The organism is Paraburkholderia solitsugae, from assembly GCF_013177695.1.
GTDB lineage: Bacteria > Pseudomonadota > Gammaproteobacteria > Burkholderiales > Burkholderiaceae > Paraburkholderia > Paraburkholderia solitsugae.
The window spans coordinates 1-12207 of the sequence record NZ_WOEY01000131.1; the positions used below are offsets into that span (position 1 = coordinate 1).

9 protein-coding genes and 1 pseudogene are annotated in these 12207 nt (G+C 62.9%); all 10 read right to left on the reverse strand.

Features of this window, described 5'->3' with window-relative positions; translation table 11 throughout:
- Positions 1–265: pseudogene (locus GNZ12_RS33515) on the reverse strand (hypothetical protein); the annotation flags it as partial.
- Between the two features lie 439 nt (positions 266–704).
- Positions 705–2876 (reverse strand): ABC transporter ATP-binding protein, encoded by a 2172-nt coding sequence (locus GNZ12_RS33520; protein WP_172316297.1) that lies wholly within the window; start codon positions 2874–2876, stop codon positions 705–707.
- Entirely contained in the window at positions 2873–3751 is an 879-nt protein-coding gene (locus GNZ12_RS33525; protein ID WP_172316298.1) for an ABC transporter permease, read from the reverse strand. The genes GNZ12_RS33520 and GNZ12_RS33525 overlap by 4 nt, the downstream gene beginning before the upstream one ends.
- A complete protein-coding gene (locus tag GNZ12_RS33530) occupies positions 3748–4758 on the reverse strand; it encodes an ABC transporter permease (protein ID WP_172316299.1) in 1011 nt (336 codons plus the stop codon). Before GNZ12_RS33530 ends, GNZ12_RS33525 begins: the two co-directional genes overlap by 4 nt.
- Positions 4759–4878: 120 nt before the next feature.
- Positions 4879–6543: an ABC transporter substrate-binding protein gene (locus tag GNZ12_RS33535; RefSeq protein ID WP_172316300.1), complete on the reverse strand. Its 1665-nt coding sequence runs from the start codon at positions 6541–6543 to the stop codon at positions 4879–4881.
- A 337-nt stretch (positions 6544–6880) separates the two neighbouring features.
- Positions 6881–7900, reverse strand: coding sequence for a HoxN/HupN/NixA family nickel/cobalt transporter (locus GNZ12_RS33540; RefSeq protein WP_172316301.1), 1020 nt, complete (start codon positions 7898–7900; stop codon positions 6881–6883).
- 18 nt (positions 7901–7918) lie between these two features.
- Entirely contained in the window at positions 7919–8446 is a 528-nt protein-coding gene (locus tag GNZ12_RS33545) for a cupin domain-containing protein (protein WP_172316302.1), read from the reverse strand.
- Positions 8447–8651: 205 nt separating this feature from the next.
- Positions 8652–10757, reverse strand: coding sequence for an elongation factor G (gene fusA / locus GNZ12_RS33550; RefSeq protein WP_172316303.1), 2106 nt, complete (start codon positions 10755–10757; stop codon positions 8652–8654).
- A gap of 316 nt (positions 10758–11073) precedes the next feature.
- Entirely contained in the window at positions 11074–11580 is a 507-nt protein-coding gene (locus tag GNZ12_RS33555) for a DUF192 domain-containing protein (RefSeq protein ID WP_172316304.1), read from the reverse strand.
- Between the two features lie 145 nt (positions 11581–11725).
- The gene (locus GNZ12_RS33560) at positions 11726–11923 is read right to left on the reverse strand and encodes a hypothetical protein (protein WP_172316305.1); all 198 of its coding nucleotides are present in this window, start codon (positions 11921–11923) and stop codon (positions 11726–11728) included.
- Between the last annotated feature and the right edge of the window lie 284 nt (positions 11924–12207).

Consider the following 12207-nt stretch of genomic DNA (forward strand, 5'->3'; position numbering starts at 1 on the left):
CGGCCGCATCGTCGGCAGCGGTCGGTTCATCGGGTGCGGTGCCGGTGGACGTTGCGCCTGCCGCCGAACCGTCGTCCTGCGCGAGTTGTGTCGCGCTGTGCGCGTCGCTCGCAGGCAGTGCTGTATCGGCATGAAAGATCCACTTGGGGATCACATCGGTCGACGCTGAATACGCGACCTGCGTCACCAGCAAAATCACGCCAGCCGCGAACACCGCACCTCGCACAACCCCGAAGTAGTACTGATTGAATTTTCTGGTTTTCATCACGTCTCTCCCGAGGGAATGCCGACGCCTCGCTGCCGCCATTTCCCACGCTTATTCGCCGACGCCGGGCCCTTCTGAACGCGGGCCTCGTCGTCCCCCGAGTCTGTTTTGCGGATGCAAGTCAAACACCGTCATTGTCTTCGCGGCTCCGTAGCCGGTGCGCCGATGAGCGCAGCCATGCGCTTCAGCAGATACCGTCCGGGCGCGCTTCGTCACGTATCGCGTCTTGCCGCGGCGATTCGTACGAGCGGTGCTCCCGATTCTCTTCCGATCTATTTGGCTTCGAGTGTCTGGACAGTACTTAGCGATATCCATGCCATTACCCGCAAAGCCTTGCGACGACGGGCATCGAACAGGGGCGTGCGATGCCCGCGAAGGAAAAACGCATGAAAACGTTTCGATGATGAAACGCGTGGCCGGAAAGCCGCGTTATTGCGCGTTATTCGTTGCGCGCGGCGCTTTCCGGCGCGTTTTCCGGGCTGTTGCCGGAGGAGTTGCCGGCGCTGTCGCGCGAGGCGGCTTGCAGTGCGCGCAGTTCGTCGATGGGGATATGGCAGCGGATGCGATGCGCGGACCGCTGGGCAGGGTCGCCGCTGCCGGCTTCGAGGAAGGGTGGGTCTTGCTGCTCGCAGATCGCCCCGAGTTTGCGCGGGCAGCGCGTATGAAACACGCAACCGGACGGCGGCGATGCCGCGCTCGGCAGGTCGCCGGACAGGCGTATGCGGGCGTGGCGGTCATGCGCGTCGAGTGTCGGCACTGAAGACAGAAGCGCTTCGGTGTAAGGATGGTGCGGTCCGCCGAACACTGCCGCGGCCGGTCCGATCTCCAGCAGTCGGCCGAGGTACAGCACCGCGATGCGATCCGACAGATAGCGCACCACGTGCAGATCATGCGAGATGAACACGTAGCTCACGCCACGCTCGCGTTGCAGATCGGCGAGCAAGTTGAGGATCGCGGCCTGCACGGAGACGTCCAGCGCGGAAGTGGGCTCGTCACAGACCACCACACGCGGTTCACCGGCAAACGCGCGCGCGATCGCGACGCGCTGTTTGAGTCCGCCGGACAACTGGCGCGTGCGCGAACCGAGATAGCGCTCGGGCAAACGCACGGCCGCCGTCAACGTGGCAAGCCGTTCGTCGATCGCGGCACCACGCAACGCGGTGAGGCGCGACAACGCACGGCCGATCAGCCGCTTCACCGAATGCGCGCGATTGAGCGCCGAGTCCGGATTCTGGAACACGATCTGCAGTGACTTGACCTGCTCGTCGTTGCGTCGCGTGACGCGCGCGGCGAGTGGTGTGCCGTCGAGTTCGAGCACGCTGCCCGCATCCGGTGTGAGCAGGCCGAGCATCAGTTTCGCGAGCGTCGTCTTGCCGCTGCCGGATTCGCCGACGAGGCCGAGCGTTTCGCCACTGGCGAGATCGATCGAAACGTCGTCGACTGCGCGGAGCGGCGCGCCGGACACGTGGAACGTCTTCGAGAGTTTTTCCGCGCGCAACACGAGAGCAGGGCGCTCGCCGTCACGCAATGCACCGTCCTGCTGGGGCAATGCGCCCGCAGTCGCATGCGGCAGTTCGATTGCGCGTTCGTGGTAATGGCAGCGCGACATCTGATCGCCGTGCGCCGCGCTCACTCGATACGGCGGCGGTGCTTCATGGCGGCAACGCTCGTCGGCGAGGCGGCAGCGGTCCGCGTAAATGCAGCCTTGCGTAACCGAGCCCGGCAAGGGCAGATGACCCGCGATGGTATCGAGCCGCTCGGTGTCCTTGCTGCGCCCCGCGCCTGGCAAACAGCGCAGCAGTCCAACCGTATAGGGATGACGCGGACGCGCGAACACGTCCTGGGTTGCGCCTTCCTCGACCAGCTTGCCGGCATACAGCACGCCGACGCGCTCGCACATCCGCCCGATCACCGCGAGGTTGTGGCTGATGAACAGCACAGCCGTGCCGAGTTCTTCGCGCAGTTGCGCCACGAGGTCGAGCACTTCGGCTTCGACGGTGGCGTCGAGTCCGGTGGTCGGTTCGTCAAGGATCAGCAAGGCCGGATTCGAGGCGAGCGCCATGGCGATCACCACACGCTGCTGCATGCCACCCGACAATTGATGCGGATAGCTGTCCATCACGCGTTCGGGTGACGCGATGCGCACTCGCCGCAGTATCTCGACCGTGCGCTGCAGTGCTTCGTCACGCGAGACACCGGCCGCTTCGAATGCTTCCGTGACTTGCCGCGCGATCGTCAGTGACGGATTCAACGCGCGCCCGGGATCCTGATAGACCATCGAAATCGCGTTCGCTCGCATCGTGCGTAAAGCGTCGGCGTCGAGTTTCTGCACGTCCTGGCCGGCGATGAGGATCTTGCCCGCCTTCACCTTGCCGTTGCGCGGCAGATAGCGCAGCGCCGCCATCGCGACCGTTGATTTACCGCAGCCGGATTCCCCGACGAGGCCATACGCTTCGCCGCGCCGCACGCGAAACGAGACGTCCTGCAGCACTTCACGATCGCGTCCGCGCATCCGGTACGTAACCGTCAGGCCGACGACGGTCAGCGCATCCGTGCGATCGCTCTTCGACACGTCGAAGGCGGGGAACGAGGCGGGCGGTGGGCCATTCATCGGTCGAGCACTCCTTGCACGCTATCGGCGATCAGATTCACGCCGACCACGAGCGAAGCGATGGCGCCGGCCGCGAACACGACCGTCCACCACGCACCGCCCGCCATCAGCGCGTACGACTCGGACAGTGCGAGCCCCCAGTCGGCGGAAGGCGGTTGAATGCCGAAGCCGAGAAACGACAGCGTTGCGACCGCGAAAATGGCGTATCCGAGCCGCACGGTGGCCTCGACGATGATCGGCGGCAGCACGTTCGGCAGAATTTCCGCGAACATGATGTACGGTGCGCGTTCGCCGCGCAGTTGCGCGGCGGCGACGTAGTCCAGATGCCGTTCGGCGAATACGGCGGCACGTACCGTACGCGCGGTGATCGGCGTAAAGGTGATGCCGATCACGAGGATCACGGTGAAGTTCGATGCGCCGACCGCGGCCAGCGCGAGCAACGCGACGATGACCAGCGGCAGCGCGAGCACCGCGTCGATCGCCCGTCCCACTACGTTGTCGACCCAGCCCTCGAAGTAGCCGACGATCAACCCGAGGGCCGTGCCCGCCACCGTGCCGAGCAGGGTCGCCAAAGGCGCGATGGTCAGAATGTCGCGCGCGCCGACGATCACCCGCGAGAACACGTCGCGGCCGAGCTGATCCGTGCCGAACCAATGCGTGCTATCGGGCGGCATGAGCGAGTTGAGCGGATCGGAGGCATACGGGTCGATCCGCACGATCCATGTCCCGGCGAGCGCGCAGACGATCCACCATCCCACGATCAGCACGCCGACCACGAAGGTGGGCGAGCGCAGCAGCACGCGCAACTGGTCGAAGCGCGGTTCAGTAGCCGAACGTGGCGTAGGCGGCGTGGCCGGCGGAACGATGGTGCTCATTCGGCGCTCCTCACGCGCAGCCGCGGATTGAGCAGGACATGCAGCGCATCGGCAACGAGATTGGCGACCGTGTAGACCACGCCGATTGTCAGCACGCCCGCTTCGAGCATCGGAAAATCCTTGGCCTTGGCGGCGTTGTAAATCAACGAGCCGATGCCTTGATAGTGAAACAGCGTCTCGACCACCACGAGGCCGCCGATCATGTAGCCGAGCTGCGTCGCGGCGACGGTGATGGTCGGCAGCAGTGCATTGCGCAATACGTGCCGCCAGATCACGGTACGGCGCGGCAAGCCTTTGAGGATCGCGGTGCGCGTGTAGTCCGCATCGAGCGCTTCGACGGTGCCCGCGCGCGCCATTCTCGCGATGTAGCCGAAAAACACCAGCACCAGCGGCAGCACCGGCAGTATCAGATACCGCAATTGTTCGAGTGCGCTCGCTTCGGGCGGATACGACGCTTCGATCGGCAGCCAACGCAGCCACACGCCGAACACCAGAATCAGCACGATCGACGAGACGAACTCCGGCACCACGGTCGCCGACAAACCAACGATGCTGATGGTCCGATCGAGCCAGCGTCCCGCGTGCATGGCCGACCACACACCGCCCGCAATGCCGAGCGGCACGACGACGATAAACGCGAGCAGGCCGAGCTTGGCCGAATGCGCCAGCGCGTCGGCGATAAACGGCCCGACCGGCTCACGGTACGAATAGGAGAGCCCCATATCGCCACGCACGAAATGCGAGATCCACTCGACGTATTGCGTCATGAGCGGCCGGTCCGCGCCGAGTTGATGATTGAGCGCGGCGACCGCGCGCGCATCGGCGAGGGGTCCGAGCACCGCGCGGCCGATATCGCCAGGCAGCAACTGGCCGCCGGCGAACACGATCACCGAGAGCAGCCACAGCGTAATCAACGACAAGCCGATCCGCGTCGCCAGAAATCGCACGACGCGTCCCGCGTTGCCGCTCGGGGCCGGGGAGGCGGAAGGCGTCACCGTGGTCGACATCGTGATCTCCTGCCGAAGAATCGCCGTGCGCTCATGCGTTCAACGGTTTTTGCATTCACGGCTTTTGCGTCCACCGCATTTGCGTCCACTGCATTTGCGGCCACCGCTTTTGTGTCCACATTACGCGCTTAACACCGCGCGGTCGAAATAGAGTTGCGCGAGCGCCGTGAAGCGCACGCCGTTCACACCCTTGCGCATGGCGATGAGTTGATCGTAGAAGAACGGGATGATCACGGGCGTTTCGTCGAGCAACAGCGTCTGGATCTGTCCTGAAATTTTCCTCTGCGTGCCCAGATCGACTGCCGCGACGAACTGCGCGACCAGTTGATCGTACTGCGGGTTCCTGAAGTGTGCGGCGTTCCACGTGCCGGTGCTGGTGAGCGGCGCGTTCAGAAACACATTCGGCACGCCGCGATGGCCGTAGTCGGTGATGCCGAGCGGCGAGTCGAGCCAATCCGACTTGCCCGGCGTGCCCGCGCCGTAGTACAACGACTGGCTTTCCACTTTCAGATTAATGCGTACGCCAATCGCCTTCGCCGCGTTCTGCACGACCACCGCGAGATCGGGAATCTCCATGTACTTTTCGGTGGTCAGCGTGACGTCGAAACCGTTCGGGACGCCCGCTTGCGCCAGCAGTTGCTTCGCTTTCGCAATGTCGATCCTGCGTTGCGCGATGCCTGCATCGGATGACGGAAACACCGGTGCGAACGGACTGTCGTTACCGAGTTGCGCGCGGCCCTTGAACAAGCCACGCACCAGCACGTCACGATCGAGCGACAACGCCAGCGCCTGGCGCACGCGTTTGTCCTTGAACAACGGACTGTCGTTGCGCATATGAATCTGGCGATGCGCGCTCGACCTCACGCCGACTGCCTTGTAGTCCGGATTGTTCAGAATGCCGGCGCCGCCCTGCACGGTGAAGGTGCCCATCACGTCGGCCTGATGGCCTTGCAAGGCGAGCATTTGTGCCTGTTCATCGGCGTAGAACGAGAACTGTACGCGTTGCGGTAACGCTTTGTCGCCCCAGTAGTCCGGATTGCGCACGAATGACGCACCGACCTTCGCCTGATACTTTTCGAGCTTGAACGGACCGGTGCCGATGAAGGTCTTTTCATAACCGCCCGCATAGTTCGCGGGCAGGATCACGGCGTTGTAATTGTCCGAGGAAACGTAGTACGGGAAGTTGCCGTTCGGTGCATCGAGATGGAAAGCGACCGTGTGGTCGTCGACCACCTTTGCACCGCCTTTCGACAGCACGCCCTTGAGCACCGAGAGTGCCGCCGAACCGCTCGCCGGATCGGCGAGGCGATCGAACGTTGCGACGACGTCTTTGGCGGTGAACGGCTGGCCGTCGTGGAACTTGACGTTTGGACGCAGCGTGAAGGTCCACACGTCGCCCTTGTCGTTCGGCTTCCACGACAAGGCAAGCGCCGGCTTCAGCACGAGCTTTTCGCCGTCGTCGTCGATCAGGAATTCGCCAGTCTGGTTCAGCAGCGCGAGACTTGCGGCATCAGTCACCGTGAGCGGATCGACCGCACCGGCCGGTGTCAGATGGGCGACGCGGATCGTCTGGTTGGACGGGGCCGCCGCGCCTTGCGCGCGGGCGCGCGGCGCATTCAGAACGCCGCCGCCAGCCAGCGACAAACCGATCACGCTCGCATAGCGCAGCAAATCGCGGCGCGTGATGCGGCCGGCGATAAATTCGTCGATGGCGTGGTTGCCGTAGGCGTCGGCGGTGCGGCGGGCTGCGTCGAGTTCGGGAAATCGGTCCGCGGGAGTCTTCATCGATGGAGTGTCCAGTCCGTTCTGCTGTCGGTTCTGAAGGGCCGCGCCGGATGCGCGCGACAGGGCGACTTTATTGCAATGACGAAAAGCTGCAGCGCGCTGCAGTGGCGAAAAGCGGTTTCAGTGTAAGCGATTGCCCACCGGTTCGGAGCGCCTGCTGCACGGTCCGGTGCCCGTTTGACGGATAAAAGGGCCGGCGTGTGTCGTCCCGACAACGCCCGGCTGGGCTGTCTCGCATGGCCGGCGCAAGTGCCCAGGATGCCGCAGCGCGGAAACCGGCGTTGTGCCGCCGCTGCCGTGGAAACCTTACCGACCTGCCTTGCAGGGCAAGTTGGATTTACCGCGCAGCGGTGCCCGGGCGGCGCCAGCGATGGAACAACACCGAGCCGATCCAGCACGCCATGAACGTCGCGACGATGCCATAACCCAGCATGCCGAAGCGCTCGTTGAGGCTCGCCACCGCATCCCATACGCCGCCGTTCAGACCGAGTTTGTCCGATAGCAGTCCCAACGCTTCGACGCCGCCAATGACAATCGCCACCACGGCCGAGACGAGCGTGATGCTCGCGTTGTAGTAGAGCTTGCGCTTCGGATCGTCCATGGCCCAGCCGTAGGCGTGGACCATGAGCACGTTGTCGGTCGAATCGACCAGCGTCATGCCGCCGGTGAAGAGCGCCGGGAACACGAGGATCGAATACAGCGGCAGACCTTTGCCGGCTTCGGACGCGGCAATCGCCAGCAGACCGATCTCGGTCGCGGTGTCGAAGCCGAGACCGAACAGCACGCCGACTGGGTACATGTGCCAGCTTTTCGTCACGAGCCGGAACATTGGCCGCAGTGCACGCGACAGCAGACCGGCGGGCGCGATGCCATCCGACGTTTCAGCAGCGAGTTCGCCGCCGTGTTGGACGTGGCGATAGCGGCGCCACACGTCGCGCAGAATCACGAGGTTCACGCACGCCAGCACAAGCAGAAACACCGCCGACACGACCGTGCCGATCGTGCCGCCCACCGCCTTGAAGGTGTCGAAGCGGCCGTGCAGCGAATGCGCAGCCCATGCGATGCCGATCGTCGCCAGAATCACAATTGTTGAATGGCCCAGCGAAAACGCCAGACCCACCCCGAGTGGCCGTTTGCCCGTCTGCATCAGCTTGCGCGTGACGGCGTCGATCGCGGCGATGTGGTCCGCATCCACTGCATGGCGCAGACCGAAGCCATAGGCGAGCAGTGCGGTGCCGAGCAGCAGCGGATAGTGGCGAAACGCGATCAGCGCCCACGCCCATGCGCCGAGGTTGGCAGCGATCAGTGCGGCATACAGCGCGATGAGGCGAGGGCGCAGCGAAGCGGTCGGCGTCATGAATTGCGTGAAAGAAGTTTAGTGATCGTGTGGATGTTTGTGAATCGGATCGACCCAGAAAACCGTTTCCGGTGCTTCCACCGCGTCGATGTTCAGGTTCACCACCACCGCTTCATTGTCGCTGCGCACCAGCACGCATTCGAGTGGGTCGTCGGTGCTTGCGTTGATCTCCTGATGCGGCACATAGGGCGGCACGAAGATGAAGTCGCCCGGGCCGGCTTCGGCCGTGAACTCCAGATGTTCGCCCCAACGCATGCGGGCCTGGCCACGTACCACGTAGATCACACTTTCGAGCGCGCCGTGATGATGCGCGCCGGTCTTGGCATTCGGATGGATCGTCACGGTGCCGGCCCAGATTTTCTGCGCGCCGACGCGCGCCGCGTTGATCGCCGCCGCGCGATTCATGCCGGGCGTTTGTGCGGTATTGCTGTCGAGCTGATCGCCCTTGATGACCTTGACGCCGTGCTCGCGCCAGTCGATCGGCGCCGACGGCTGCTCGTCCTTGTGTTCATCCTTGTAGTGCGGGTGTTCGTGATCCTGGCTCATGGTGTGTCTCCTCGTGGGCGGGCGTCCGGGTGCTGGGCGCGGCGCCGTCTGGCAATTCTTGCACGTTCAAAAACGCGCGTGTTGCCGGTGGGCGTGGGCGGCGTCGCGGACGAAAAAAAGGCCCGTCCACAGGGGACGGGCCTTTTGCTGTCAGGCTTCATTGCAACGCGGGTCGCAGCACATGGCGTATTGCAACCCTTGGCGCTTACTTCTGCTTCGCGTTGATCACGGCTTCCGCGACGTTGTTCGGCGTTTCAGCGTAGTGCTTGAACTCCATCGTGTAGGTCGCGCGACCTTGCGTTGCCGAGCGCAGCGACGTCGAATAGCCGAACATCTCCGCGAGCGGCACTTCGGCGCGCACCAGCTTGCCGCCACCGCCGGCGATGTCTTCCATGCCTTGCACCATGCCGCGACGGCTCGACAGATCGCCCATCACGTTACCCATGAAGTCTTCCGGCGTTTCCACTTCGACGGCCATCATCGGTTCGAGCAGCACCGGCTTGGCCTTGCGCATCGCGTCCTTGAAGGCCATCGAACCGGCCATGCGGAACGCGTTTTCGTTCGAGTCGACGTCGTGGTACGAACCGAAGGTCAGCGTCACTTTCACATCGACCACCGGATAGCCCGCCAGCACGCCGGCCTTCAGCGTTTCCTGAATGCCCTTGTCGACGGCCGGAATGTATTCACGCGGAATCACACCGCCCTTGATCGCGTCGACGAATTCGTAGCCCTTGCCTTGTGCAGACGGTTCGAGCGTGATCACCGCGTGGCCGTACTGGCCGCGGCCGCCCGACTGTTTGACGAACTTGCCTTCGACGTCTTCGATCTTGTTGCGCACCGTTTCGCGGTAAGCCACCTGCGGCTTGCCGACGGTCGCCTCGACGCCGAACTCGCGCTTCATCCGGTCGACCAGAATTTCCAGGTGCAACTCGCCCATCCCGGAGATGATGGTCTGGCCGGATTCCTCATCCGTCTGCACGCGGAACGACGGGTCTTCCTGCGCCAGACGATTGAGCGCGATGCCCATCTTTTCCTGGTCGACCTTGGTCTTCGGCTCGACGGCCTGCGAAATCACCGGTTCCGGGAAGATCATCTTTTCAAGAATGATCACATGTTGCGGATCGCACAGCGTGTCGCCCGTGGTCGCTTCTTTTAGGCCGACTGCCGCGGCAATGTCGCCGCAGTAGACTTCCTTGATTTCCTTGCGCTCGTTCGCATGCATCTGCAGGATCCGGCCAAGGCGTTCCTTCTTTTCCTTGGTCGCGTTGTAGACGGTATCGCCCGAATTCACCACGCCTGAATACACGCGGAAGAAAATCAGCTGGCCCACGAACGGGTCGGTCATGATCTTGAAGGCGAGCGCGGAGAACGGATCGTCGTCTTTCGGATGCCGCTCGATTTCGTTGTCGTGCTCGTCGTGACCGGTAATCGCGGGGATGTCGAGCGGCGACGGCAGATAGTCGATCACCGCGTCGAGCATAGCCTGCACGCCCTTGTTCTTGAACGCGCTGCCGCACAGCATCGGCACGATCTCGTTGGCGATGGTGCGCACACGAATGCCGTGTTTGATTTCCTCTTCGGTCAGCGTCCCACCGTGCAGGTATTTGTCGAGCAGTTCCTCGCTCGCTTCAGCGGCGGCCTCGACCATCTTGTCGTGCCACTCCTTCGCGGTCGCCTCGAGCTCGGGCGGAATGTCCCGGTACTCGAACTTGATCCCCTGGTTCTCTTCGTCCCAGTAGATCGCCTTCATCTTGACGAGGTCGACCACGCCCTGGAAATGATCTTCGGCGCCGACCGGAATCTGGATCGGTACCGCGACGCCCTTCAGACGATCGCCGATCTGCCGCTGCACGCGGAAGAAGTCCGCGCCCACACGGTCCATCTTGTTGACGAACGCAATGCGCGGCACCTTGTACTTGTTCGCCTGACGCCACACGGTTTCGGACTGCGGCTGCACACCGCCCACCGAGTCGTACACCATGCATGCGCCGTCGAGCACGCGCATCGAGCGCTCAACTTCAATCGTGAAGTCGACGTGACCCGGGGTGTCGATGATGTTGATCCGGTGTTCCGGATAGTTGCCGGCCATACCCTTCCAGAAAGCAGTCGTGGCAGCCGATGTGATCGTGATGCCGCGCTCCTGCTCCTGTTCCATCCAGTCCATCGTCGCAGCACCGTCGTGAACCTCGCCGATCTTGTGGGTCACGCCTGTGTAGAACAGGATGCGTTCGGTGGTGGTGGTTTTGCCAGCGTCGATGTGGGCGCTAATGCCGATATTCCGGTAGCGCTCGATGGGAGTCTTGCGGGGCACGTGAACCTCCTTGAAATGGCGCGCCTGAAACGCTTGCCGGGCGGCAGTCTGTGCTGCCCGGGGAGCCTTGGATGCTGCTTTGCCAAGAATACTAGGATAGCGCGTCGGCCTGTCTTTTGCAGGAATCTTGCCAGCCGCGCGTGACGGCCTGCTGGTAAGGGCTGAGGGGGGCGGCGCGGACCTCTGCCGCGTGGCGCCGCCCATTGCCTGCTCCGCGCAGAACGCAAAAAAAGCCGGTGCCTCGTGAAAGGCACCGGCTTTTTCCGGAAAGCGGCCGCCGACGAAGCGGCGGGGTGTCGCCGTGGTCGGCGCGCCTTTATTGCGCGGCCGGCAACCCCTGGATTTTCATCCCCGGTTTGATGCCTTTCGACGAGAACCAGCCCTTGCTCATTTCCAACGCATACACGCCGTTGTTCTTCGGGCAGTGATTGTTGGTGGTCTCGGCCTGCATCTCGTCGATGTCGGTGACCGTGCCGTCGGCGCGCATGAAGGCGATCGACAGCGGGATCAATGTGTTCTTCATCCAGAAGCAATGCACGGCGGTTTCATTGAAGACGAACAGCATGCCTTCATTCGGCGCGAGGGTCGTGCGATACATCAGGCCCTGTTCGCGGTCCGCGTCGTTGGCGGCGACGGCCGCGTCGATCACGAACATGCCCGCGGTCAGCTTCGCGCGCGGAAAGTCGCCGGGCTGTTTCGCGCCGGCCGGCATGTCTTGCGCATGAGCGGGGGCAGCGGTCGTCGCGGCGAACGACATCGCGGCGAGCGGCAGTGCAATGGCAACAGCGAAACGCGCAATCAACGAGCGCATGGGAAATCGCACGGCATGACTCCTTGCTGGAAATTAACCCGCGAATGTTACGCGAGCGCGTCAAAAACAAAAAGGCAGATCGCCTTGCGGTGATCTGCCTTTCAACGCCGTAAGAACGGCAATGAAGCGAGTTCTTGACTGCGTTTTTACAACAAACTTACTCCGAAGCGCCCGAAGCTGCAGCTGCTGCTGCTGCCTTCTTGTGCGACTTCTTGTGTGCTGCCTTCTTCGTGGTCTTCTTTGCCGACGAAGCTGCTGCCATCGGAGCTGCCGATGCTGCCACCGGTGCCGAAGCTTGTGCGAATGCTGCCGTTGCGAAGAGGCCAGCGACCAGAGCGGCGATCAGTTTGTTCATTTTGTAAATCCTCAGCTTTAGTTAATTAACCAAATGACCCGGTTATATGTAGAGTCATGTCGGTAAACGTGCCATCCACCTTTCGGTTGACAGCCGCATCGATATTTTTTTCGACGCGTCTGTTTAGCGCTCAGACTCCCTGTACTCACCGCAAGAGCGGCTTGCGCAAAGGCCCTTAAGGCTGAATGCCGGATAGCTTCGGGCGGCATCTGCGTCGAATAACGCGTGAGCTCGCGCACCGGTTGACGTGTTTTTTGTGGAAAATTTATATGTCGACGTGCTGA